Source organism: Thioclava sp. GXIMD2076, assembly GCF_037949795.1.
Lineage (GTDB): Bacteria > Pseudomonadota > Alphaproteobacteria > Rhodobacterales > Rhodobacteraceae > Thioclava > Thioclava kandeliae.
In genome coordinates this window covers 2,455,329-2,480,392 of sequence record NZ_CP149932.1, presented here as the reverse complement: position 1 = coordinate 2,480,392, position 25,064 = coordinate 2,455,329, and the positions used below count along the sequence as shown (strand labels likewise).

The 25,064-nt window shown below is 59.7% G+C and carries 24 protein-coding genes and 1 pseudogene; 16 read left to right on the top strand and 9 right to left on the bottom strand.

Features of this window, described 5'->3' with window-relative positions:
• Positions 1–515: 515 nt before the first annotated feature.
• The 3 genes from WDB91_RS12265 to WDB91_RS12255 all read left to right on the top strand — a co-directional run bounded on the left by WDB91_RS12265 (position 516) and on the right by WDB91_RS12255 (position 6,195).
• Positions 516–3,884 carry a Hint domain-containing protein gene (locus WDB91_RS12265; protein WP_339112839.1) on the top strand — a complete coding sequence of 1,123 codons (3,369 nt, stop codon included), beginning with the start codon at positions 516–518 and terminating at the stop codon, positions 3,882–3,884.
• A 224-nt stretch (positions 3,885–4,108) separates the two neighbouring features.
• Positions 4,109–5,368 carry a Hint domain-containing protein gene (locus tag WDB91_RS12260; protein WP_339112838.1) on the top strand — a complete coding sequence of 420 codons (1,260 nt, stop codon included), beginning with the start codon at positions 4,109–4,111 and terminating at the stop codon, positions 5,366–5,368.
• Positions 5,369–5,595: 227 nt separating this feature from the next.
• Positions 5,596–6,195 (top strand): Hint domain-containing protein, encoded by a 600-nt coding sequence (locus WDB91_RS12255; RefSeq protein WP_339112837.1) that lies wholly within the window; start codon positions 5,596–5,598, stop codon positions 6,193–6,195.
• 98 nt (positions 6,196–6,293) lie between these two features.
• Here WDB91_RS12255 and WDB91_RS12250 read toward each other — a convergent pair whose 3' ends face one another.
• Entirely contained in the window at positions 6,294–6,431 is a 138-nt protein-coding gene (locus WDB91_RS12250; RefSeq protein WP_339112836.1) for a DUF1127 domain-containing protein, read from the bottom strand.
• A gap of 170 nt (positions 6,432–6,601) precedes the next feature.
• On the opposite strand from WDB91_RS12250, the pseudogene WDB91_RS12245 reads away from it, so the two are divergent.
• The 5 genes and pseudogenes from WDB91_RS12245 to WDB91_RS12225 form a co-directional block, all read left to right on the top strand.
• Positions 6,602–6,787: pseudogene (locus WDB91_RS12245) on the top strand (GntR family transcriptional regulator); the annotation flags it as partial.
• A 108-nt stretch (positions 6,788–6,895) separates the two neighbouring features.
• A complete protein-coding gene (locus WDB91_RS12240) occupies positions 6,896–8,017 on the top strand; it encodes a PLP-dependent aminotransferase family protein (protein WP_339114518.1) in 1,122 nt (373 codons plus the stop codon).
• A 120-nt stretch (positions 8,018–8,137) separates the two neighbouring features.
• Positions 8,138–9,028 (top strand): ABC transporter permease, encoded by an 891-nt coding sequence (locus WDB91_RS12235; protein ID WP_339112835.1) that lies wholly within the window; start codon positions 8,138–8,140, stop codon positions 9,026–9,028.
• A complete protein-coding gene (locus tag WDB91_RS12230) occupies positions 9,025–9,831 on the top strand; it encodes an ABC transporter permease (RefSeq protein WP_339112834.1) in 807 nt (268 codons plus the stop codon). Before WDB91_RS12235 ends, WDB91_RS12230 begins: the two co-directional genes overlap by 4 nt.
• Positions 9,832–9,836: 5 nt before the next feature.
• Positions 9,837–10,931, top strand: a complete 1,095-nt coding sequence (locus WDB91_RS12225; protein ID WP_339114517.1) for an ABC transporter ATP-binding protein — start codon at positions 9,837–9,839, stop codon at positions 10,929–10,931.
• Between the two features lie 156 nt (positions 10,932–11,087).
• On the opposite strand, the gene typA is transcribed toward WDB91_RS12225, so the two are convergent.
• The 4 genes from typA to WDB91_RS12205 form a co-directional block, all read right to left on the bottom strand.
• Positions 11,088–12,905, bottom strand: a complete 1,818-nt coding sequence (gene typA / locus WDB91_RS12220; protein WP_339112833.1) for a translational GTPase TypA — start codon at positions 12,903–12,905, stop codon at positions 11,088–11,090.
• Between the two features lie 72 nt (positions 12,906–12,977).
• Positions 12,978–13,310 (bottom strand): SMR family transporter, encoded by a 333-nt coding sequence (locus WDB91_RS12215; RefSeq protein ID WP_339112832.1) that lies wholly within the window; start codon positions 13,308–13,310, stop codon positions 12,978–12,980.
• Between the two features lie 53 nt (positions 13,311–13,363).
• Positions 13,364–14,071: a YitT family protein gene (locus WDB91_RS12210; protein ID WP_339112831.1), complete on the bottom strand. Its 708-nt coding sequence runs from the start codon at positions 14,069–14,071 to the stop codon at positions 13,364–13,366.
• A gap of 84 nt (positions 14,072–14,155) precedes the next feature.
• Positions 14,156–14,755, bottom strand: coding sequence for a YitT family protein (locus WDB91_RS12205; RefSeq protein WP_339114516.1), 600 nt, complete (start codon positions 14,753–14,755; stop codon positions 14,156–14,158).
• Positions 14,756–14,995: 240 nt separating this feature from the next.
• Here WDB91_RS12205 and WDB91_RS12200 point away from each other — a divergent pair, with 240 nt between their 5' ends.
• Positions 14,996–15,316, top strand: coding sequence for a hypothetical protein (locus tag WDB91_RS12200; protein ID WP_339112830.1), 321 nt, complete (start codon positions 14,996–14,998; stop codon positions 15,314–15,316).
• Positions 15,317–15,374: 58 nt separating this feature from the next.
• Here the strand turns inward: WDB91_RS12200 and WDB91_RS12195 are convergent, their stop codons facing one another.
• The 4 genes from WDB91_RS12195 to WDB91_RS12180 all read right to left on the bottom strand — a co-directional run bounded on the left by WDB91_RS12195 (position 15,375) and on the right by WDB91_RS12180 (position 18,551).
• Positions 15,375–16,583: an NADP-dependent isocitrate dehydrogenase gene (locus WDB91_RS12195; protein ID WP_339112829.1), complete on the bottom strand. Its 1,209-nt coding sequence runs from the start codon at positions 16,581–16,583 to the stop codon at positions 15,375–15,377.
• Between the two features lie 249 nt (positions 16,584–16,832).
• The gene (locus WDB91_RS12190) at positions 16,833–17,456 is read right to left on the bottom strand and encodes an HD domain-containing protein (RefSeq protein WP_339112828.1); all 624 of its coding nucleotides are present in this window, start codon (positions 17,454–17,456) and stop codon (positions 16,833–16,835) included.
• Between the two features lie 205 nt (positions 17,457–17,661).
• Positions 17,662–17,892, bottom strand: a complete 231-nt coding sequence (locus tag WDB91_RS12185; RefSeq protein WP_339112827.1) for a hypothetical protein — start codon at positions 17,890–17,892, stop codon at positions 17,662–17,664.
• Entirely contained in the window at positions 17,892–18,551 is a 660-nt protein-coding gene (locus tag WDB91_RS12180) for an alpha/beta hydrolase (protein WP_339112826.1), read from the bottom strand. The genes WDB91_RS12185 and WDB91_RS12180 overlap by 1 nt, the downstream gene beginning before the upstream one ends.
• A 296-nt stretch (positions 18,552–18,847) precedes the next feature.
• Here WDB91_RS12180 and WDB91_RS12175 point away from each other — a divergent pair, with 296 nt between their 5' ends.
• The 7 genes from WDB91_RS12175 to WDB91_RS12145 all read left to right on the top strand — a co-directional run bounded on the left by WDB91_RS12175 (position 18,848) and on the right by WDB91_RS12145 (position 25,064).
• Entirely contained in the window at positions 18,848–19,306 is a 459-nt protein-coding gene (locus WDB91_RS12175) for an Rrf2 family transcriptional regulator (protein ID WP_339112825.1), read from the top strand.
• A 142-nt stretch (positions 19,307–19,448) separates the two neighbouring features.
• Positions 19,449–20,528, top strand: a complete 1,080-nt coding sequence (locus WDB91_RS12170) for a cysteine desulfurase family protein (protein ID WP_339112824.1) — start codon at positions 19,449–19,451, stop codon at positions 20,526–20,528.
• A gap of 89 nt (positions 20,529–20,617) precedes the next feature.
• Positions 20,618–22,132: a Fe-S cluster assembly protein SufB gene (gene sufB / locus WDB91_RS12165; RefSeq protein WP_339112823.1), complete on the top strand. Its 1,515-nt coding sequence runs from the start codon at positions 20,618–20,620 to the stop codon at positions 22,130–22,132.
• Positions 22,133–22,150: 18 nt separating this feature from the next.
• Positions 22,151–22,465, top strand: coding sequence for a heavy metal-binding domain-containing protein (locus WDB91_RS12160; protein ID WP_339112822.1), 315 nt, complete (start codon positions 22,151–22,153; stop codon positions 22,463–22,465).
• Positions 22,466–22,479: 14 nt separating this feature from the next.
• Complete coding sequence (gene sufC / locus WDB91_RS12155) at positions 22,480–23,253, top strand: Fe-S cluster assembly ATPase SufC (protein ID WP_339112821.1); 774 nt, start codon at positions 22,480–22,482, stop codon at positions 23,251–23,253.
• Entirely contained in the window at positions 23,253–24,563 is a 1,311-nt protein-coding gene (locus tag WDB91_RS12150; protein ID WP_339112820.1) for a SufD family Fe-S cluster assembly protein, read from the top strand. Before sufC ends, WDB91_RS12150 begins: the two co-directional genes overlap by 1 nt.
• Positions 24,564–24,566: 3 nt before the next feature.
• Positions 24,567–25,064: a YIP1 family protein gene (locus tag WDB91_RS12145; protein ID WP_339112819.1), complete on the top strand. Its 498-nt coding sequence runs from the start codon at positions 24,567–24,569 to the stop codon at positions 25,062–25,064.

The following is a 25,064-nucleotide window of genomic DNA, read 5'->3' as shown; positions in this document are numbered from 1 at the left end:
TGCCGAGTTAACCTCTCTCTCGGATTCTTTCCTCTGTTTTAAAAAGCTGATCGGCATGATGAGAGCCGTCTATTGTTTCCAAGAGAGATGGTTATCGACAAGAAATCGCCCCGATCTCTCGGTTTTTATCTCGTTTTGGCGTGAATTGTCGCCAATACCGAGACACAACTTTGGCAAAGATATGACGCCTCGCGCGTGGGTTGTGGTTAAGGCTTCAGCTGGTGACGGCGCGGAAGGGGGTGCCGCTCAAATATCTCTTTTTTTATGTAATCCCATTGAGTATTCCCTTCGGTAAGGCATCTGACTGCGGCCAGCGGAGAGGCTCACGCTGGACTCGCTCGCCCCCTATCGGGGATCGGCGAAAGATCTCTGGACGTGTGTCTCGATCGCGCTTTATCACGAAGGGGTCAGGCTTTCGCGCCACAGTCTGCCCCGCTGAAGACCGGCGTTTCCAAAGCGCCTAGCGCTTGTGTTGTTTACCGGAGTGAAGGCCGGTTTCAGGTGAGGTGAAAAGTATGACGTATACTACGAGTAAAACGGCCCCTTCGTGCAACACAGGCGGGACGACAAGCAGTGACGGCGTTGTCAGCGGCACCAGCGGGAATGATACCATCGACGCCACCTATGTCGACCGCGACGGCGATCGTGTGGATGACGGCAAGGGAACGTATACTTATACCGACAGCTACGGCAACACCTACACCTTCACCGGCAATCAGGATGTCATCTCGGCGGGAGATGGCAATGACCTGATCAAATCGGGCACGGCGCAAGACGCGGTCGTCGCAGGGAACGGCAATGATACCGTCTATGCCGGCGACGGTGATGATTACGTCTGGGGGCAGGCGGGTAATGACAGCCTCATGGGCGAGGCGGGGAACGACTCCATCGCCGCTGGCACCGGCGCGGATTATGTATCGGGCGGTGCGGGCAACGATTACATCTGGGGCGAGGATGGCAACGACACCATTGATGGTGGCGATGGAAATGACGTGATCGATGCGGGCACCGGCGACGACAGCGTCACGGGCGGTGCGGGCAATGATGCGATCGCCGGCAATGACGGTAATGACGTCATCAATGGCGGCGCGGGCACCGATTATATCTGGGGCAATGCCGGCGCTGATACCCTGTCGGGCGGCGATGATGCTGATGCGATCTCTGGCGGCGACGGCGCCGACAAGATCTATGGCGATGCCGGTAACGACTCTCTTTACGGCAATGCCGATAACGACTCCATCTGGGGTGGGGACGGCAATGACTATATCGATGGCGGCACGGGCAGCGACTATGTCTCGGGTGGAGCCGGCAACGATACCTTCGTCGGTGGCGCTGAATCGGATTATTTCTCCGGCGGCACCGGTCTCGACATGGTCGACTATTCCGGCTCGACCTCGGCGGTCAATGTCAACCTGTCCTCGATGTCGGGCACCGGCGGCTATGCCGATGGCGACAAGTATGACGGCGTCGACGGGGCCTATGGCTCGGAATATGACGATACGCTGACCGGCTTCGACGGTGAAAGCACCAGCGGTTCGGATGCTTATACCAATGTCTTCTACGGCAATGGTGGCAATGATTATATCGACGGCGCGGGCGGTTCCGACTCGCTCTATGGCGGCGACGACGATGACACGATCGTTGCCGGTTCGGGGAACGATTACGTCGAGGGCAATGACGGCAACGATTCCATCACCGGCGGTGACGGTAACGATACGCTCTACGGCGATAATAGCGCCGCGACCAATACCAGCGCGGGCAATACGCTGACGGTGACCATCACCAGCACGAGCGCGGGCTATGTGAACTCGGTCTTCGTCTATAGCGTCGATCCCGATACCGGCGATATCACGACAACGACCCTGACCGCCAATGCGGCCAATTCCGTCGGCACGACCTATACCTACGACACGACCGATGGCGAGATCGTCGGGATCGGTATCACCACCTCGGCTGGCTATACCTATTATTCCTCTGCCTATGGCGAGAACGTGGGTATGAACCCCGACGGGATCAGCCATACCTCGGTCTTGGGCCAGGAGGATGACGGCTCCTACAATATCGGCTTCGAGGATATCTATGGCGGCGGCGACGAGGATTTCAACGACGTCGTCCTGAACGTCAATCTCTCGAATTCCGGCGCGGTGGTGGATACGCCCGATGGTGTGCTCAGCGCGGGCGGGGATGACTATATCTCCGGCGGGGCAGGCGACGACTCCATCATCGGGGGCGGCGGAAACGATACCCTGCTGGGGGATGCGGGTAACGACACGATCAGCGGTGGCACCGGCGACGATTCCATCACCGGCGGCGCAGGCAGCGACTCTGTCGATGGCGGCGATGGCGATGATTACATCAACACCGCCGATACTTCTGCCACGGCGCTGCCCGATCGCGGCTATAGCGGCTATTATTCCGCGGATACCGATCCCTATAACGACCGTGACACCGTCATGGGCGGCGCGGGCAATGACACGATCCTCACCGGCGATGATAATGACAGCATCGATGGCGGCGATGGCGATGACAGCATCGACGCGGGCTATGACGATGACACCGTCACGGGCGGCGCGGGCAATGATTTCATCGTTGGCAGCGAAGGGCGCGATTCCATTGACGGCGGCGACGGCAATGACACCATTTATGGTGGTGCCGGCCCGATCGGCTATGACGTCAATATCGCGGATGATAACGGCGACAAGGTCACCGATAACGGCATGGACACGCTCTCGGGCGGCGCTGGCGATGACGTCATCTATGGCGAGGATGACGACGATCTCATCTATGGCGGCACCGGCAACGATTATCTCGATGGCGGCGTCGATGACGATACGATCTATGGCGATGAGGGCAATGACACCCTGATCGGCGGGCAGGGCAATGACTCCCTGCTCGGTGGCACCGGCGACGACTCCCTCTCGGGGGGCACAGGGGCCGATTACCTCGAAGGCGGTTCGGGCGTCGACACGGTCAAGGGTGGTGCCGGGAATGACACCATTCTGGGCGGGGATTCGGACAGCCTCGCCGGTGGCGCGGATGCTGATGACTTTATCATCAGCAACACCGATGCGACCAACGGCAGTAATACGACCGTGACCGTTGAGGGCGGTTCGGGCGGGAATGACTGGGATACGCTCGATTATTCGGGGCTGATCTCGGCGGGCTATACGGTCACCAGCATTACCAAAACGGCCGAGACCAATGGTAATCCGGGCTTTGACGGGACGATCAAGTTCTACAATGCCTCGACCAATTCCTGCCAGACGATCAACTTCACCGATATTGAAGAACTGGTGCCGTGCTTCACGCCGGGGACGCTGATTGCGACACCGCATGGCGAGACGCCGGTCGAAGATCTGCAGGTGGGCGACAAGGTTATCACCCGCGATAACGGGATCCAGGAGATCCGCTGGGCGGGCCGTCGCGATCTGACCAAGGCCGAGCTGAATGCCGCTCCCCATCTCAAGCCGGTTCTGATCCGCGCAGGCTCGCTGGGCCCCGATCTGCCCGAGCGCGACATGATCGTGTCGCCCAACCACCGGATGCTGGTGGCCAACGCGCAGACAAGCCTCTTCTTCGAAGAGCACGAGGTCTTCGTCTCGGCCAAGCATATGCAGGGCATGGCGGGCGTCTCCACGGTCGAGACGCTGGGTACCAGCTATCTCCACTTCATGTTCGACCGTCATGAAGTCGTTCTGGGGAATGGCGCATGGACCGAAAGCTTCCAGCCCGGTGACCAGACGCTCGGCAGCATGGGCAATGCCCAACGCGACGAGATCTTTGCGCTGTTCCCCGAACTGCGCACGCATAAGGGTGTCGACGACTATCAGGCCGCGCGTAAATCGCTCAAGCGGTTCGAAGCAGAGCTTTTGAAAATGGCATGATCCTGCCAGCCGCGTCCTCCTATAGGGCGCGGCTGTTCCATCTCTTTGGCAGACCGATCCTTTTTTGCCTGTTTTTTGAAATTTCCATTCTGGAAACAGACTAATTCAATTTTTTCACGAGCTTTCACTTTTACGCTGGCTGCCCCGACGGTAAGATTTTTTTAATCGTTTAGAGCCGGGGCTGAGCAGAATCCTGGCCGAATCACGTATGTGAGGGGGTGGGTATGACCTTTAGCCTTTCTGGTATTTTTTACGATAAAAACGGTTACGATAAAGACGGTTATAACAAGGATGGCTATGACTGCGATGGATATAACCGCAGTGGCTATGACAAAGACGGTTATGACCGCGAAGGCTATGATTGCGACGGTTATGACAAGAACGGTTATGACTGTGACGGCTATAACCGCGACGGTCGCGACGAAAACGGATGCGACAAGGATGGACATTGCGAGCCGATCACCGGGACCGAGTGCAACGATATCCTGATCGGTTCCGATAGCTGCGATGACACGATTACCGGTTTGGGTGGCAACGACCTTCTTTACGGGGCGGATGGCGATGACCTGCTTGATGGCGGGGCAGGGCGCGATGTTCTCTGGGGTGGGCGCGGCAATGATACGCTGATCGGCAGTGCCGGTGACACGCTGAACGGCGGCAGTGACGCGGATTCGATCTATGTTACGGGCGATCACTCGGGGACGATCTATGTCGATGGCGGCTCGAGGGGGGACGACAACGACACCCTTTATTATGGCGCACTCCTTAAGGCCGGCTATACACTTCAGACCGAGGAGCCCTGTGGCGGATGGAAAGAATCCGGCGTTCTGAAGTTCTACAATTGCGAGACCAAGAGCTGCATCACTGTCAGCTATTGCGATATCGAAAACGTCGTTCCCTGCTTCACGCCCGGTTCGCTGATTGCAACGCCCACCGGTGAAATCGCGGTCGAACGGCTGCGGGCTGGCGACAAGATCCTGACCCGCGACAATGGTGTGCAGGAGATCGCTTGGGCCGGTCAATGTGATCTGGGCGGGGAGGCGCTTCGCCGCAACCCGGATCATGCGCCGATCCTCATTCAGGCCGGGGCTTTGGGGAACGGTCTGCCCGAGCGGGATATGTGCGTCTCGCCCAATCACCGGATGCTGCTGACCGGCAAGCGCGCACAGCTCTATTTCGAGGAATACGAGGTGCTGGTGGCTGCCAAATATCTGGTGGGAATGCCGGGGGTTATGACGATGGCGGTCCCGCAGGTGAGCTATATCCATTTCATGTGCGAGCGCCACGAGATCGCGCTGGTCGACGGGGCATGGACGGAAAGCTTCCAGCCGGGCGAGGTGACGCTCAGCTCGATGGGGGTGGCGCAGAAGCGCGAGATCTTCGCGCTCTTCCCCGAGCTGGCCAATGATCCGACGCAGCCGAATTTCACGGCCGCGCGCCGGAGCCTGCGTCGTCACGAAGCGACCCTTCTGTTCAACGCCTGATCTTCCACGAAACCGGAACACCAAAGCTGCCTCGGTTTTGCCGAGGCAGCTTCAATATTTATTAAGGCCCATTTTGCATAGTGACCGGTGACTGCCTGTATCCTTGGCGCTTGCCGAACGGTTGAACAACAATGCCCCATCTCCTGTCCAATGCCCCAGACGTGGTTCACCCCGAAAGCGGAGGGCGACCAGGCTTTGTGATCTCGGGATTGGCAGGGGCTTGCGAAGTGCGCTACGCCTTTGCGGATTATGAGGAGCAGCAGGGCGCTGTCTCTTTCGCGTTCGAGGGTGAAGAGGCGCCACTGTCGGGCTGCTATCGCGAGCTTTGCGCCCTGGCCACTGGACTGACCGCTTCGACGCAGGTTGTGACCGCGCGGGGCGTGCTGCGCGCCGACGAGATTGTTCGGGGGGATCTGGTGCTGACCCGTTCCAACGGTATGCAGCCCGTCAAATGGGTTGGTCACCGGCATCTGGACTGGAAAATTCTGGGGCTGGTTCCGGCATTGCGGCCCAAACAGATCCCTGCGGGAAGGCTGGTGGCAGGTCTACCCGACAAGCCGGTCGAATTGATGCAGCATCAACGCTATGCCACAGGCGGGTCGGATGTAGTGTCTCTTATGGAGAGCCAGACCGAGATCGAATTCGAGCCGGTGTCTGCGCCATGCTGCCACCTTGTACAGCTACTGTTCGAGGGGGTTCAGTTCATCCATTGCGACGGGCTCTGGCTCGAGAGTTTCCGACCTACCCATCTCAATACCGGGCTTTTGGCCGAGGATGACCGGATTGAAATTATGATGATCCAGCAGTCGTCTAGAGTTGTTTCTTGATGTAATGCATTAAAAAAGGCCGAGCGTTATTGCTCGGCCAGTTCAGTAGTGCCGACAGGGGTTGCCGCATCTACTGGGGATTGGGGTCGGCGGCGCCATCAGTGCCAGAAGGGGCGTTGGGCTTCCTGCTGCGCGTCTTCTGCCGTAAGGCCGATATCTTTCAAAATGTAATCAGGCAGCGTCGCGAGGTTGCGACGGGTGCGGATACGGAACGCCCAGAGTGTGACCAGCTTCATGATCGACGGTTTCGCATTCGATTTTGCGTGCTGTCTGAGGAGAGGTAGGCTTTGCATGATGCACCTGAGCGTTTTGTATTGATACAATCTTTGGTTTCCGATATAGAAGGGATACAATACGCTTTGTATCTACCGCCAGAAATATATTGTATCGGTTACAAGAGGGCCGGATGGACGATCAGACCACGCAATGGAAGCCCGAACTTTCCAATCAGAAAGGGCCGAAATATCTCGCGCTCGTTCGGGCATTGCGAGAGGGAATTCGTGCAGGAAAGTTATTGCCTGGACAGAAGTTACCAACGGTGCGGGATCTGGCTTGGCGGCTTGGTGTGACGCCTGGAACCGTTGCGCGTGGCTATCAGATCGCCACGCAGGAAGGGTTGTTGCAGGCTGAGGTCGGACGCGGGACTTTTGTATCAATACAATCAGGACGTCTGGGGCCAACAGAATCAGTCTATCCACTCATGTCCTACGAACATAGTGAAGGCATTGTCGATTTCCGCTCGCCCATTTTGCCCGATGTCGGGCAGGTCGCGGCACTGGCCAAGGCCATGGCCGAGGCGGCAAGAGAGGTGGATGATCAGTATCTCAAATATCCCGGCTTGCGGCGCGATGAATATTGCCGCGAGGCCGTGGTTAACTGGTTTCCGGCAGGCTGCAGCGTGCGTCCGCTGGCCCAGCCAGAGAATATCGTGCTGACACTTGGCGGGCAGAACGGGCTGTCACTGGTGCTGCAATGCTGTCTCCGCGGTGACAGGCCGGTGGTCTTTGCCGAAGAGCTGGCCTATCCCGGTTTCCGCCATGCCGTGCGTCTCCATCGTGCCGAGATCCAGCCGATCGCGCTGGACGAGGAGGGGATGATTCCCGAGGCGCTGGACCGGGCCGCGCGCCGGTATAACGGGCAGCTCGTCTTTATCACGCCGGATGCGCAAAATCCGACGGCTGTGCGGATGAGCACCAAACGGCGTCTCGAGATCGTCGAGGTGGCGCGCCGTCATAACCTGCAGATCGTCGAGGATGATTGCTATACCGCGCCAGTCAACGATCTTCCGGCATTTCGTGCCATAGCGCCCGAACGCGCATGGTATGTGACCTCGCTTTCGAAAACGATCTCGGCGGGCATGCGGTTCGGGATCGTTGTGGCACCCGAAGGCATGGGCGAGGCAGGGCGTCTGACGGCGCAGCACAGCTATTTCGGTCTTCCGCGTCCTGTGACCGACATTGTGACCCGTCTGCTGAACTCGGGCGAGGCCCTGCGCCTGCGGCTTGCCGCGCAGGCCGAGATGGACCGGCGGCTCAAGCTCGCGATCAATATATTGGGCGGTTACGAGATTTCGTGGCAGGAGGGGCTTTCCTTCCTCTGGCTTCGGCTTCCCTTGGGATGGCGCGGTTCCACCTTCGTGCGTATGGCAGAGGCAGAAGGGGTTTTGTTGCGTTCGGCCGATGAATATGTCCTGCAGGACGGGCATGCGCCCAATGCAGTGCGGATCGCACTGGCCGGTGGCGTAACCGAGAATATGATGTGTCAGGCCTTGGGGCGACTGACGGGAATCCTGCAAAGCCAGCCGAACGAGATACCTGTCTAGGTGTTTAATATTTAATCGCTTGCTGTCGGATCGGGCGCAAAATACTGCTCTGTCCCTTTCATCCGCCCAATTGCTGTGCTTTTGTCACCTCTAGAATGCGTCAGACAGCAGGAGGGAGAGATGGCGGCATCCTCATGGCGACGAAGCGAAACGGCGCAAGGGTATACCACCCTCAGCCCCGTCCTGATCTATGCGCTGGTTATGCTGGCAGCACCCTTGCTGACCATCTTTGCCTATTCCTTCTTCAAGGACGGCTATCTGACGATCATCCACGAGTTCACGTTGCAGAACTATATCGCGGTCTGGAAGGATCCGATCTTCCGTGCGATCCTGTTACGCTCGATCATCGTGGCGCTCATCGTGACCGCGTTGACCGTCTGCACCGCGTTCCCGATCGCCTATTTCATCTCGTTCCACGTCTCGCCCGCGCGCAAGAGTTTCTGGCTCTTCCTGATCACCATTCCGTTCTGGACCTCCTATCTGATCCGGATTTTCGCGTGGAAAGTCATCATCGGCTATAATGGTGTGATCAATTCGGGCCTCGAGATGCTGGGTCTGATGGGGGACGGGCGGCTTTTCGAGGATCCGTTCCGCATGATGGGCACCGTGCCCGCCATCGCCGTAGCCTTGGCCCATGCCTATGCGCCTTTCGCCATCCTGCCGATCTTCGTGGCGCTCGAAAAGATCGACCGCTCGCTGCTGGAGGCCGGTCGCGATCTGGGCGAGGGCTATTTCAACAGCTTCCGCCGCATCACCCTGCCGCTGGCCATGCCCGGCGTCGTGGGGGCCGTGCTGGTGGTCTTCATCCCCGTTATCGGCGATTATGTAGCGCCCGAACTCATCGGGGGGGGGAAGCTTCCGATGGTGGCCAATCTCATTCAGGCCCAGATGCTACCGCTCGATAACAAGCCGATGGGCTCCGCGATCACCATCTCGGCTATGGCCGTGGTGGCGCTGATCGCAGCGGCCTTCGTGCTCGCAAACCGGAAATATCTGCGAGGTCCCAAATGAAGTTCTCGGGGCTGAAACTCTATACGATCCTCTATCTCGTCTTCCTCTATGCACCTATCGTGCTGCTGCCGGTCTTTGCTTTCAATAACGGCACTATCGTGGCCTTCCCGCTGACCGGCTTCACCACGCAATGGTTCAGTGATATGGCCGCCAATGACACGCTGCGCCGCGCCCTCTCGAATTCGCTGATCATCGGGCTGTCGACGGCGGTGCTGTCGACGGTGCTGGGGCTCTTTGCCGCCCGCGCCACCACGCGCTACAAATTCCGCGGCAAGGGGCCGGTGATGGGCTTCATCATGCTGCCTCTGGTGTTGCCCGAAATCATGATCGGGGGCTCGCTGCTGATCGTGCTTTTGGGGATGGGGGTAAAGCTCTCGATCCTGACTGTGATCTTTGGCCATGTATTGATCGCCACACCCTATGCGGTGACGATCCTCTCGACGGCCTTCTCCTCGCTCGACCCCGCCTACGAGGAAGCCGCCTATGATCTGGGCGAGAGCAAATGGTCCACCTTCCGTCTGGTGACCCTGCCTTTGGTGCTGCCCGGCATCATCTCCTCGATGCTCATCAGTTTCACCATCTCGATGGACGAGTTCATCATCGCCTTCTTCCTGGCGGGCAACGAGCCCACTTTGCCCACCTATATCTTCTCGCAGCTCCGCTTCCCGAAATCGGTGCCCGTCATACTGGCGCTCGGCACCTGTCTTGTGGCGGCCTCCATCGTGCTGCTGACCATTGCCGAATATTTCCGACGCCGCGGGATCGCCAAGACCGGTGGTAAGGATCAGGGAGGTTTCCTGTGAATAAATTGAAATCCGATGCGAAACCGATGATCGAGTTCCGCGATGTCCAGAAATATTACGGCGATTACCACGCGCTGCGCGGTATCAATGCGACCATCCGCGAAGGCGAGTTCTTCTCGCTTCTGGGCCCGTCGGGCTGCGGTAAGACCACGCTCCTGCGCACGATTGCAGGGTTCGAGGACATCTCCTCGGGTGTGGTGATGATCGATGCCAAGGATATGGGCGATGTGCCCGCCAACCGCCGGCCCACCAATATGGTGTTCCAGTCCTATGCGATCTTCCCGCATCTGACGGTTGCCGAGAACGTGGCCTTCGGGCTGCGTCGCGATCCGCGCACCAAGCTGGAAAAGGCACGGCTTGTCGAGGACGCCCTCGCGATGGTCGGGCTCAAGGGCTATGGAAAACGGGCCGCTCACGCGCTCTCGGGCGGTCAGCGCCAGCGGGTGGCACTGGCGCGTGCCCTGATCCTCAAACCCAAGGTGCTGCTCCTCGATGAGCCCATGTCCGCGCTCGATCGCAAGATTCGCGAACAGATGCAGGTCGAGCTGATCAAACTGCAGCGCGATCTGGGCATCACCTTCGTCCTCGTCACCCATGACCAGGAAGAAGCCCTCGTCATGTCCGACCGGATCGCAGTGATGTTCGAAGGCGAGATCGCCCAGCTCGACGATCCCGAAGAACTCTATCGCCGCCCCAAATCCCGCCGCGTCGCCGAATTCATCGGCGCGATGAATTTCCTGCCCGCCCATCTCGAGACGGAGGAGAATGGCCAGCTCAAAACAGTGGTGGCAGGGCTTGGCACCTGTATGCTGGCGCCCGATCAGGTCTCGTTTGCCCATGACGGGCAAGTCTCCGTTGGCTTCCGCCCCGAAACCATGACCATTCTCTTCGATGGCCAGACAGCGTCGGGCCGCGAGGCTCCGGGCACGATCGAGGAAGTCGTCTATTACGGCGATATGACCTATTACGATGTGCGCCTCGACGGGGTCGAGCAGACCATCCGTCTCTCGATGCGCAATGTCTTCGGCCGTCCTGTCCTCGAGGTTGGAACCCGCGCGCGTATCGCCTGGAACGAGGGCGCCCTGATCCTTTTCCGGTAAGCGTCCCATAACCGGATGTAAAAGGCGCGCAGGGTCTTCCCGCGCGCCTTTTGTCGTTTCCAGCGTCCCCAAAATATCCTCGGGGGGAATTTTTCGGCGCAGACGAAAAAGGGGGGCAGACAGCCCCCCTTCCTCGAACAGTCGCCAGAACCCCGATCAGGATTCGCGCGAGGCGCGCTTGCGCTCATGGGGATCCAGATGGACCTTGCGCAGACGGATCGCTTTCGGCGTCACTTCGACCAGCTCGTCATCATCGATATAGGCAATTGCCTCTTCGAGCGACATCCGCACCGGCGGGGTGAGGCGGACGGCTTCGTCGGTGCCCGAGGCACGAACGTTGGTCAGCTTCTTGCCCTTCAGCGGGTTCACTTCCAGATCATTATCACGCGAATGCTCGCCGATGATCATGCCGGTATAGACCGCTTCCTGCGCACCGATGAACAGCTTGCCGCGTTCTTCGAGGTTCCACAGGGCGTATGCCACCGAGGTGCCGTTTTCCATCGAGATCAACACACCCTGACGGCGGCCTTCGATGGCGCCCTTATAGGGGGTCCAGCTGTGGAACAGGCGGTTGAGCACGCCCGAGCCACGGGTATCGGTCAGGAACTCGCCCTGATAGCCGATCATCCCGCGCGAGGGAACGTGGGCTACAATGCGGGTCTTGCCACCTTCGGCAGGACGCATCTCGACCAGTTCGCCTTTACGGTAGCCGGTCAGCTTCTCGATCACGACGCCGGAATATTCGTCATCCACGTCGATGATGACTTCTTCGACCGGCTCCATGCGCACGCCGTCTTCCTCGCGGAAGATGACCTTCGGACGCGAGATCGACAGCTCGAACCCTTCGCGGCGCATATTCTCGATCAGAACGCCCATCTGGAGTTCGCCACGGCCCGATACCACAAAGGCCTCGCCACCGGGGGTGTCCTCGACGCGGATCGCGACATTGGTCTCGGCCTCTTTCATCAGGCGGTCACGAATGACGCGCGACTGGACCTTGGAGCCGTCCTTGCCTGCAAGCGGGCTGTCATTGATGCCGAAGGTCACCGAGATGGTCGGCGGGTCGATCGGCTTGGCCTGGATCGCCTCGTCGACTTCCAGCGCGCAGAGCGTGTCGGCCACAGTGGCTTTGGTCATGCCCGCGACGGTAACGATATCACCGGCCACAGCTTCGTCGATCGGCTGCTGGCTCAGGCCGCGGAAGGCGAGGATCTTGGTGCAGCGGAACTGCTCGATCTTGTCGCCCTTGCGCGAGAGCGCCTTGAGGCTGTCGCCCACTTTCAGCGTGCCGGATTCGATACGGCCGGTCAGGATGCGGCCGATGAAGTTATCGGCGGCCAGCGTGGTGGCCAGCATCGCGAAGGGCTCGTCTTTTTTGGCAACCTGCTTGGGGGCCTCGACATGCTTCACGATCAGGTTGAACAGCGCGCTCAGGTCTTTGCGCGGCCCGTCCAGCTCGTCATCGGCCCAGCCGCCGATACCGGAAGCGTAGACATGGGGGAAGTCGAGCTGCTCTTCGGACGCGCCGAGGTTGGCGAAGAGATCGAAGACCTCGTCAAGCGCGCGGTCCGGATCGGCGGCCGGCTTGTCGACTTTGTTGAGCACCACGATCGGCTTCAGACCGAGGGCGAGGGCCTTCGAGGTCACGAATTTGGTTTGCGGCATCGGGCCTTCGGCCGCGTCGACCAGAAGGCAGACACCGTCGACCATCGACAGGATGCGCTCCACCTCGCCACCGAAATCGGCGTGACCGGGGGTGTCGACGATATTGATGCGGGTGCCTTCCCACTCGACCGAGGTCGCCTTGGCGAGAATGGTGATCCCGCGCTCGCGTTCGATGTCGTTGCTGTCCATGGCGCGTTCTGCGACGGCCTGGTTTTCGCGGAATGCACCGGATTGTTTCAGAAGCTGGTCGACCAGGGTTGTCTTGCCGTGGTCAACGTGCGCGATGATCGCGATATTGCGAAGTTCCATAAGAAATCTTGCCTGCTAGGGAGGATTGCCCCTGCGCATAGTCCATTTGGGCCGGTCAATCCAGCCCTCAAGTCAATGAACCGCCGATTTAGACAGGAGATTGATCACCAGAACCCCTGCAATGATCAATCCGATGCCGCAAATCGCTGCAAAATCCAGCCGCTGTTTGAAGATCACGAGGCCGATGATGCTGGTCAGCACGATGCCGATGCCGGACCAGAGCGCATAGGTCAGCCCGAGGGGGAGGGTTTTGAGCACCTGTGTCAAAAGGAAGAAGGCGCCCGCAAAACCCGCGAGCACCCCGAGCGAGGGCCAGAGCCGCGAGAATTGCTGGCTGGCCTGTAAACAGGACGTTCCGAAGACTTCGAATAATACGGCCAGCAGCAACAGACCATAGGTTTTCATCTGGGGAACGCTCCGGCTTCACAGGAAATGGTTATTGGCCCGACCCTGACAGATCAGGTGACAACATACCAGTCCCGCCGGTGATTGAAGGCGATCACCGCATTGAGGACCACGGCGCCCAGAAGCGACCATGCAACCGCGCTCCATGGCAGAACGAAAAGCGCGATCACGAACAGGCACAGGTCATGAATGGTCTGCGTCCAGCCCGCCTTGAAGCCGAACCGGTCCTGCAGCACCAGCGCCACGATCGACACGCCCCCCAGAGAGCCCGAATGGCGGAATAGCCCCAGCAGCCCGACACCCGCGCTCACCCCGAAGAGAAGTCCCGCAACGGCAGGGTGGATCTGGTCCACATGCAGGAAGGGCTTGAGTGCCTCCGCCATCAGCGAGACCAGAGTCACCGACGCGAGGCTCTTGATGCAGAAGCTCACACCCCGCGCCTTGTAGGCGAAGGCATAGAAGGGGATGTTGATGGCAAAGAAGATCATCCCGAAGGTCAGACCCAGCCCGTGATCCTTCGCGATATAGGTCAGCAGGAGGGCAAGCCCCGCCGTGCCCCCGGTCATCAGACCCGCCGCACGCAGGAGGTGGATGCCAAGCGCGGCCTGCGCGCAGGCCACCAGGAGCCCCTGGATATCCTCGAAGCGGGTATAATGTTTTTCATCAGGATGGCGTGCGCCCTTGCGAGCAACCAAACGTTTGCGGCGTCCGGTCGGCGGGGGGCAACGCAGTTTGAGATCGGCATTAATGTCAGCACACATGACCTAATTATGCGCTGATCTACGTAAAAATCAAGGCCGCTCGCGGCGGCCCTGACAGATTATCTGAGGATGCTTAATAAATCATCAGGTCGCGACATAACGATCGCGCCGGTGGTTGATGCCGATCACCATATTCATCACGACAGCGCCAAGGAAGGACCATGCCACGGTCTCCAGATCGCGCAGCGTCAGCGCCAGTGCGAAGACGGCCACATCGAACCCCATCTGGGTCCAGCCCGCGCGCAAGCCGGTCTTGTCTTGCAGGTAGAGCGCCACGATCCCGATGCCGCCAAGGCTCGATCCGTGCCGGAACAATGCCAGCAGTGCCGAGCCTGTGATCAGACCGAACAGGATCGCGCCCGCCGCCGGATGCAGAAGGTCGAAATGGACATAATGGGGAAGGACCGCCGTGGTCAGCGACAGCAGCGTGACCGCCGCCAGAGATTTCCACACGAAAGCCGGACCGATACGTTTCCAGCCCAGCCAGTAAAAGGGGATATTGATGAGGAAGAAGACGGCCCCGAAGGACCATCCGGTAGCATAGGAGATCAGCACCGCCATACCGGCGGTTTGCCCCGTTACGAAGCCCAGCGAGGTCAGGATCAGCAGGCCAAAACCGGCAACGATCCCGCCATAGGCAATGCCCTGAGCGTCATCGAGGGGGGTATGGGAGGGATTGGTCATAGAGGTCATGGTATATGCTGTAGCGCAGCCTGCGTCAGGCGCAAGATTTTCCATGCACTGCCCTGACAGATCCTGCTTTGTGCCACATTTTCGCCATGCGTTAATTTTAGTAAATAAATCATTAAGTGGTGACTGGGGGAATTAATGTCTGACTTATCAGTGTTTTGCCTTGGTATATTGATGTGTTGTCTTACGGTTGCATTTACGATTGTCCAGTTTCGTCTCGCCTTGGTGGACCGCGTGACGAGGCACAGGTTTGCACAGGCGCAGCGGGCGCTTGCGTGGCACGGGATCATCCAGATCGAACAGGAAGAGCGTTATTTGCGCCATTACGCGCTTCTGACGGTTCTGGAGGAGCAAGGGGTGAATTTGCGGGGGCCTGTGCCGCAGTGGGAGGACCTGAGCGAAGATATGCGCGAGGCGCTCCGGATCATGATTTTCGTGATCTATTTCGAGGGACCGAGCCAGCTCTATCTGCGCTTCCTTGCCCGCCGTCAGGACCGTGAAGCCCTGAACGAGATGCGCCACTACTGGCACGATCTGCAACTTATCGCTGCCTGACAGTTGCAGGTTGTGTCATGAAAAAGGCCGGGCGTGATGCCCGGCCTTTTTAGCTGGATCAGAACGCTTTGTTCAGGTTCTCGTCGACTTTCTCGAGGAAGCCCATCGTGGTGAGCCATTTCTGGTCGGGACCGACCAGCAGGGCGAGGTCTTTCGTCATGAAGCCCGACTCGACGGTTTCCACAACCACACGCTCGAGCGTCTCGGCGAAGGTCATCAGCTGCGCGTTATTGTCGAGTTTCGCGCGGTGCTTCAGGCCGCCGGTCCAAGCGTAGATCGAGGCGATGGAGTTGGTCGAGGTCTGCTCGCCGCGCTGGTGCTGGCGGTAGTGGCGCGTTACGGTGCCGTGGGCGGCTTCCGCCTCGACGATTTTCCCGTCCGGCGTCATCAGCTGCGAGGTCATCAGGCCCAGCGAACCGAAGCCCTGTGCCACGGTGTCCGATTGCACGTCGCCATCGTAGTTCTTGCAGGCCCAGACAAACTTGCCCGACCATTTCATGGCCGATGCCACCATGTCGTCGATCAGACGGTGTTCGTACCAGATCTTGCGCTTCTTGAATTCTTCTTCGAATTCATTGGCGTAGACTTCTGCGAAGATATCCTTGAAGCGGCCGTCATAGGCTTTCAGGATGGTATTCTTGGTCGACAGATAGACCGGCCAGTTGAGCGACAGACCGTAGTTGAACGATGCCCGCGCGAAATCGTAGATCGAGCTGTCGAGGTTATACATCGCCTGATAAACGCCTGCCGAGGGCGCATCATAGACGACCTTCTCGATCACGGTGCCATCATCGCCGACATATTTCATCGTCAGCTGACCCTTGCCCGGGAAGGTGAAATCGGTCGCTTTATACTGGTCGCCGAAAGCATGGCGGCCCACCACGATCGGGTCGGTCCAGCCCGGCACAAGGCGCGGCACATTGCGGCAGATGATCGGCTGGCGGAACACCACGCCGCCCAGAATGTTGCGGATCGTGCCATTGGGCGATTTCCACATTTTCTTGAGGCCGAATTCCTCGACGCGCGCCTCGTCAGGGGTGATGGTTGCGCATTTCACGCCAACGCCCACCTCTTTGATTTTATTGGCGGCATCGATGGTGATCTGGTCATCGGTGCGGTCACGCTCCTCGATGCCGAGGTCGTAATACAGCAGATCGACATCCAGGTAGGGTTCGATCAGTTTCTTCTTGATGAAATCCCAGATGATCCGGGTCATCTCGTCGCCGTCGAGTTCGACGATCGGATTCTCTACCTTGATCTTGGACATATGAACCCCTTCCTAGGCTATATTTGAGTCGGGACAGGCTTCATCTAGCGCAAAAATCCCGTGATGACCAGAGTTTGTATGCAGTAGTATACGACGGTATTCACAAAAAGCCGCAGTCTGGCACGAGCATGCCGCGCAAGGGCGTCCTGCGATAGGCCGATCAATAGCGGGCGAGTGCAAAGATAAGGTTTCGAAATGGCGTCGGCTAAAAAATAGCCTGCTTCCGGGGAGAAGCAGGCGGCAGAGCGGTCAGACGCGGCGGTTATCCTGGAACCACGGGAAGATGCGGGCTTTGATCGCTTCCCAGACACCGGGAATGCCGCGGTTGATCTTGCAGCCCACGCGGTCTTCGAGCTGGGTCCATGTGACCTTGTATTCGCGCCATGATCCGCCACCTGATTGCAGATTCAGCATCACCGGCTGCGCACGGTCGAGCGATTTGGCATAGATCGCCGTCGGTGTCTCATTGGCCTCGAATTCGCGCCATGTGGCAAGGAAATCCTCGGCCATATCTGCAGGCAGGAGGCCGAAGATACGCTCCGCTGCGCGATCTTCTGCCGCAGCGATCTCGGCGCTGTCATGGGCCTTGCCGCCCGCCGAGTGGATCGGCACATCACCCACATCGATCTCCACGATATCATGCAGCAGCAGCATCTTGATCGCACGCACGGGATCCACCTCGGGGGCGGCCTGATCGGCCATCACCAGCGCCCAGAGGGCCAGCGACCAGCTATGCTCGGCGGAATTCTCGAAACGGGAATCATCCATGACAGGGGTCGCGCGGACAACACCTTTCAGCTTCTCGGCCTCGGCCAGAAAGGCCAGTTGCTGGTCGAGCCGTTGGGTGGAGGCGGTGTCTGCGGTCTGGGTCATGAGCCTGTTCCTTTCGTCCCGGCGGACAGGAAGGGCACCCCGGACTGCGCCGAGATCAGCCGGCATACCGCAGAGGGTATGGGGGTGCCGGGGCCGGTGCTAAGCCAGCTCTCGGTCTAGGCGTAACGGGTTTGCGATGAAGTGACCAGAGCCTGGGCACGCGCAGGGCTGCACAACGCGCCCGACCGCACAGCACGTCGAGGGGTCAGCCTGCGTCTTTGAGCGCCTTGATCCGGCGCGCGAGGAACTCGTCGCCGCGCAGGGCCGCCATATGTAGGCGGCAGGCGGTGAGGAAGGCTTCCTCGAGAGAAGGTGAGGAGGTGCCGATATGGGCGGCGACCTCCTGATAGAGGCGATCGGCCGCGGGGCCGATCTCCTTCTGGGCCTGCATGCAATCGAAGGCCAGCTTTTCGGCCAGATCTTCGATCAGCGCCATTAGCGGGTATTCTCCGTCAGGCGGCGCTTCACATAGGACTGGACCGTATCGATCATCGGCTTCATATGCGCCTCGTCATCCTTGAAGAAGTGATCGGCACCTGCGATCTCTTCATGGGTGACGGTGATGCCCTTCTGCTCGCCAAGCTTGCCAACCAGAGTCGCGGTGTCTTTCGGCGGCGCCACGCGGTCGGCGGTGCCATTGATGATCAGACCCGAGGAGGGGCAGGGCGCGAGGAAGCTGAAATCATACATATTCGCGGGCGGGGCCACCGAGACAAAGCCGGTGATCTCGGGGCGGCGCATCAGCAGCTGCATGCCGATCCAGGCACCGAAGCTGAAGCCCGCAACCCAGCAATGCTTGGAATTTGGGTTCTGCGATTGCAGGTAATCGAGCGCCGAGGCGGCATCCGACAGCTCGCCGATGCCCTGGTCGTATTCGCCCTGGCTACGGCCGACGCCGCGGAAGTTGAAACGCAGAACGGTGAAGCCCAGCTTGTGGAAGGCGTAATGCAGGTTGTAGACGACGCGGTTGTTCATCGTGCCGCCGAATTGCGGATCGGGATGCAGGACAATGGCAATCGGCGCGTCAGGGGCGGCCTGCGGGTGGTAGCGGCCTTCTAGGCGACCTTCAGGGCCGGGGAATATGACTTCGGGCATCGGTTCTCGTCTGCTCTTGCAAGGGCACTATCCGGGAAGAGGGCAGCGCTTGACGCGCAACCTGCATCTCCCTTAGGCAGGGCCATCCCGGCACAATGCCGGATCTACGGGTGGAACCGAAGTAAGGGGAGCGGGGCGCAAGGTCAATGGTTCTTGCGGTTTTTGCCCTCGATTGGCGGGTGACATCCGGCAAACTTCGCGTAAATTTGCCGCGATTCGGCGCGCCCTGTGATAGGGTCGTGTCTCATGAACGGGTCTGCGGCTGCGGGCTCACGAAAAAAGCTGGAGGAAGCTGCATGAAACTATCGACCAAAGGGCGTTATGCAATGGTGGCATTGTCGTCTCTGGCTTTGTCGGGCGCCAATGGTCGGGTCTCTCTGTCCCAGCTTTCGGAAGCCGAGGATATCTCGCTGGCCTATCTCGAGCAGATCTTCGTGCGCCTGCGCCGGGCGGGGCTTGTGCAATCGGTGCGCGGTCCGGGCGGCGGCTACCAGCTGGCGCGGCCGGCAGCGGAGATCCGCGTGAGCGAGATTTTCGAGGCGGTGGACGAGAAGGTTTCGGCCATGCATGTGGGTGCGGGTGCCTCTGGCGGCAAATCCGGCACGCGGGCGCAATCGATGTCGAACCGCCTGTGGGAAAGCCTTTCGGCGCAGGTCTTCGTTTTCCTGCACCAGACTACGCTGCAAGATGTGATCGGCAACGGCCTGAAGCCTTGCCCCGCCGTGCCGTCGCTCTTCTCGGTGGTGGACGACTGACAGTCTGGCGGTTCTGTGCACTAAACGCGTAACCCGAGTCTATCGCTCGGGTTATTGTCTTTTGGGCAGTCTGCGCCTATGTCCCGACGCGAGACCGCGTCCTGCCGGATAAAGGGCGTTCGGAGGGGAAGGATACGATCAGATGCAACGGCTCTATCTCGACTGGAACGCAACCACGCCACTTCGCGCCGAGGCGAAGGCCGCGATGATCGAGGCCATGGACATCGTGGGCAATCCATCCTCGGTGCATATGGAGGGCCGCTCGGCGAAATCCCTTATGGAGAAATGCCGTGCGCAGATCGCCTCGGCCATCGGTGCGGACGGGCAGGATATCGTGTTCACCTCCGGCACGACCGAGGCCTCGGCGCTGGTCCATGCGGGGCGCGACATCCATTGTGCCGCGATCGAACATGATGCCGTAACCGCTTGGTGTGACCCCGATCTTCCGGTCGATGGCTATGGCCGTGTGACGGTTGCGACCCCTCAACGCAGCAGCCTGCAAATCGCCAATTCCGAAACCGGCGTGATCCAGACCTTGCCCGAGGGGCTGTGGTCCACCGATCTGACGCAGGGTTTCGGGAAGATCCCTCTGGCTTTCAACTGGATGGGGGCTACCTGCGGATTGATCTCGGCGCATAAGCTGGGCGGCCCGAAAGGCATAGGTGCTGTTGTGCTGAAACAGGGCACCGATCTGTCTTCGGCGCTCAAAGGCGGCGGTCAGGAAATGGGTCGCCGCGCAGGAACGGAAAATCTGATCGGTATCGCCGGATTTTCTGCTGCATCCGAGGCCGCGATGAGGGATCTGGCCAATGGCGTCTGGGAAGAAGTGGCCGAATTTAGAAATATTCTAAAAAAGGCACTGGCAGAGGCCGTCGAAGATGTCTATTTTCCGGGCTATGACGTAGCCCCCGCGGGCACGGCGGCAGGAGAGGCTCCGGCGCTATTGCCCAACACTCTTTCGGTCATCAGTCCTGCTTGGAAAGGCGAGACACAGGTGATGCGGATGGATCTTGCGGGGTTTGCGGTTTCTGCCGGATCGGCCTGTTCATCGGGTAAGGTCCGGGCCTCGGGCGTATTGCGCGCTATGGGGTGGGGCGAGGATCTGGCGGGATGTGCGATGCGCCTCTCGCTCGGGCCGGGGATCACGCACGAGGCAATCGACCGCTTCGTGGAGGCCTGGGCCAAAGCGCGACGCAAGCACGGTGAGAAGCTTCGCGCATAATTATAAAACGTCCGGTGGATCGGCTGACGATCCTGCGGACTTCGGGAAACGGTCGCGCCGGACGTGACCAGAGCTATAGGGAATGACACGTGGCAGACGAGTTGCAAATCCGCGAAGGCGTCGACCGCGAGACGGTTGAAGCGGTCCAGAACATGGAGTCGTATAAATACGGCTGGAATACTGAGATCGAGATGGAATACGCCCCCAAGGGCGTCAACGAAGATATCGTCCGCCTGATCTCCGAGAAGAACGAAGAGCCCGAATGGATGACCGAATGGCGTCTTCAGGCCTTCGCGCGCTGGAAAGAGATGGAAGAACCCGATTGGGCGCTTCTCAACGTGCCGGAAATCGATTTTCAGGACCAGTATTATTACGCGCGTCCGAAGTCGATGGAAACCAAGCCGAAATCGCTCGACGAGGTCGATCCGAAGCTGCTGGCGACCTATGAGAAACTCGGCATCCCGCTGAAGGAACAAATGATCCTCGCGGGTGTGGAAGGTGCCGAAGACTACGATCCGAACAAGCGTCAGGTTGCCGTGGATGCGGTCTTCGACTCCGTGTCTGTGGGCACCACCTTCAAGGAGAAGCTGCGCGAAGCGGGCGTGATTTTCTGCTCGATCTCGGAAGCGATCAAGGAACACCCCGAGCTGGTGAAGAAATATATCGGCTCGGTCGTGCCGCAGACCGATAACTATTACGCTACGCTCAACTCGGCCGTCTTCTCGGATGGGTCGTTCGTCTATATCCCGCCGGGGGTTCGCTGCCCGATGGAGCTGTCGACCTATTTCCGCATCAACGCGGAAAACACGGGGCAGTTCGAACGGACGCTGATCATCGCGGATAAAGGGTCCTATGTGTCCTATCTCGAGGGCTGCACCGCCCCTAAACGCGATACTGCCCAGCTGCACGCGGCTGTGGTCGAGATCGTGATCGAGGAAGATGCCGAGGTCAAATATTCGACCGTGCAGAACTGGTTCCCGGGCGACGAAGAGGGCCGTGGCGGTATCTATAACTTCGTGACCAAGCGCGCCGATTGCCGTGGTGATCGCGCCAAGGTCATGTGGACGCAGGTTGAAACCGGCTCCGCGATCACCTGGAAATACCCGTCCTGCATCCTGCGCGGCGAGGAATCCTCGGGCGAGTTCTACTCGATCGCGATCGCCAATAACTACCAGCAGGCCGATACCGGCACCAAGATGATCCATCTCGGAAAAAACACGCGCTCGCGGATCGTGTCCAAGGGCATCTCGGCTGGCAAGGCGCAGAACACCTATCGTGGTCTTGTGTCGATGCACCCGAAGGCGGCCAATTCGCGCAACTATACGCAATGTGACAGCCTGCTGATCGGCTCCGAATGCGGGGCGCATACCGTGCCCTATATCGAGGTCAAGAATAACACGAGCCGCGTCGAGCACGAGGCCACCACCTCCAAGGTCGATGACGACCAGCTGTTCTACTGCCGCGCCCGTGGCATGGACGAGGAAGAGGCGGTCGCTCTGGTGGTGAACGGATTCTGCCGCGAGGTGCTGCAGGCCCTGCCGATGGAATTCGCCATGGAAGCGCAATCGCTGGTGGCGATCTCGCTCGAAGGCTCGGTTGGCTAATATCAGGGGAGAACGCGCATGATTGTCACCACCACGGCCAATATCGAGGGCCATAAGATTACCCGCTATCACGGCATCGTCGTGGGCGAGGCGATCATGGGGGCTAATGTTGTGCGCGATTTCTTCGCCCAGATCACGGATATCGTGGGCGGCCGTTCGGGCGCCTATGAGGCCAAGCTCGCCGATGCGCGGGAGGTGGCCTTCAAAGAACTTCAAGAGCGCGCTCTGGCCATGGGCGCAAACGCAATCGTTGGCGTCGATCTAGATTACGAGGTCGTCGCGGATTCGATGTTGATGGTGTCGGCCTCCGGCACGGCAGTCACCATCGACTGAACAGGAAAAAGACTATGCTAGAGATCAAGAACCTGCACGCGGAACTGGAAGAGGGTGGCAAGAAGATCCTCAAGGGCGTGAACCTGACCATCGAAACCGGCAAGGTCCATGCGATCATGGGTCCGAACGGTTCGGGCAAATCGACGCTCTCCTATGTGCTGTCGGGCCGTGACGGCTATGCGGTCACCGAGGGCTCGGCGACGCTGGATGGCAACGACCTGCTGGAGCAGGAACCCGAAGAGCGCGCCGCCGAAGGCCTGTTCCTCGCCTTCCAATATCCGGTCGAGATCCCGGGCGTGGGGAACATGACCTTCCTGCGCACCGCCGTGAACGCGCAGCGCAAAGCGCGCGGCGAGGCCGAATATTCCGCAGGCGAATTCCTGAAGGTCGTACGCGAGAAGGCGAAATCGCTGAAGATCGACGCCGAGATGCTCAAGCGTCCGGTCAATGTGGGTTTCTCGGGCGGTGAGAAAAAGCGCAACGAGATCCTGCAGATGGCGATGCTCGAGCCCAAGATGTGCATCCTCGACGAGACCGATTCCGGTCTGGACGTGGACGCGATGAAGTTGGTGTCTGAGGGCGTGAACGCGCTGCGTTCGGAAGGCCGGTCCTTCCTCGTGATCACCCACTACCAGCGTCTTCTGGACCATATCAAACCCGATGTCGTGCATATCATGGCGGCGGGCCGTATCATCAAGACCGGTGGCCCCGAGCTGGCGCTGGAAGTCGAGAAGAACGGCTATTCAGACCTGCTGAAAGAGCATGGGATCTCGGAGGTGATGGCGTAATGGCAACCGCAAAAGAACGCAATCTGGCGCTCAAAGCGGATGCTCTGGACGCCCGTCTGGCCGCGATGGACCTGCCCAAAGGCGGGTTTACGGCGACTGCCCGTGCCGATGCTTTGGCACGTCTGAAGGCCATGGGCCTTCCGGGGCGCCGTGACGAATACTGGCGCTGGACCAACCCGACCGCGCTGAACGCGCCCGAGGCGCCCGAGGCCGCGATCTTCAACCCCAAGGACGAGCGCGCGAATTTCGACACGTTCGAACGCGTGCGTCTGGTCTTTGTCGATGGCGTCTTCAGCGAGGACCTGTCGGATGATCTGGTCAATACGGGCGTCGAGATCTCGCGTCTGGCAGAGGCCGATGCCGCCGATATCCATTGGGCGCAATCGCTTTATGGCAAGCTCGAAGCCGACGGCCAGAAACCCGTTGACCGCCCCTATGCCGCGCTGAATACGGCGGCGGCAACGGATGGTCTTCTGATCAAGGTAACCGGTCAGGCCGCCAAGCCCGTGCATATCGATTATCTCCACGAGGACACCACCTCGGATGCGATCCTGCATCATGTGGTGAAACTCGAGGAAGGTGCCGAGATCACGCTTCTCGAAAGCGGAGCAGCGGCGGCGCGCTTCAGTATCGTGACCGAGGTCGATGTGGCCAAGGGGGCGAAATTCCACCATATCCGTGTGCAGGGCCGCTCGCAGGAGCGTCTGGCCAATACGCATATCTTCACCCGTGTGGGCGAGGAAGGGCTCTTCAAGTCCTTCACCATGACCTCGAACGGTCAACTGACCCGCAATGAATGCGTGATCGATATCGTGGGCGATAACGCGATGGCGCATGTCGCCGGTGCTGCCGTGGGCGACGGTCGTAAGGGGCCGTTCCATCATGATGACACCGTCTTCATCACCCATGGCGCGCTGAATGGCGAGAGCCGTCAGGTGTTCAAGAAAGTGCTGAAAAACGGCGCGCAGGGCATCTTCCAGGGCAAGATCCTCGTGAAGGAAGGCGCGCAGAAGACCGATGGCTACCAGATCAGCCAGTCGCTGCTGCTGGACGGGGACAGCCAGTTCCTCGCCAAGCCGGAACTCGAGATCTATGCCGATGACGTGGCCTGCTCGCATGGCTCGACCACCGGCGCGATCGACGAGACGGCGCTCTTCTACCTGCGCTCGCGTGGTGTGCCGAAGGGCATCGCGGTGAACCTGCTGGTGCTGAGCTTCATGGCCGACGCGGTCGAGGAGATCGAGGATGAGGCGCTGCGCGATGACGTGCTGTCGCGTCTCGAGGGCTGGCTGGCACGCCACGCCTCCTGATCGATGTCTGCGCTTACGGATATCCTGAGAACCTATCGCGCACCCCGTCAGGTGGTGCGCGATCATCTATCCCATGCCGTATCTGAGCCACGGGCGCTGACCTTCCTGCTATCCGCGCTGATCCTCGTGTTCATCGCGCAATGGCCCGGTCTGTCGCGCTTTGCCTTCCATAATCCGCAGGTGCCGCTTCCGGCGCTGATGCTGGGGCAGGCGCTGGGGCTCCTCGTTGCGGCCCCCGTCCTCTATCTGGTGGCATTCGTCGCTCGGGGCGTGGCGCGTCTCATGGGCGGGCAGGGCACGGGCTATGGTTCGAGGGTGGCGCTTTTCTGGGCGCTTCTGGCCTCGGCACCGCTCCTCCTCTTGCGCGGGCTGGTCACTGGCTTTATTGGCATGGGTCATCAGGCGAATGTGATCAGTGTGCTGACCTTCATCGCCTTCCTTATCTTCTGGATCTCGGGATTGCGCGTCGCCTTTTTCGAGACGGGCGCAAAGCGGAGCTAA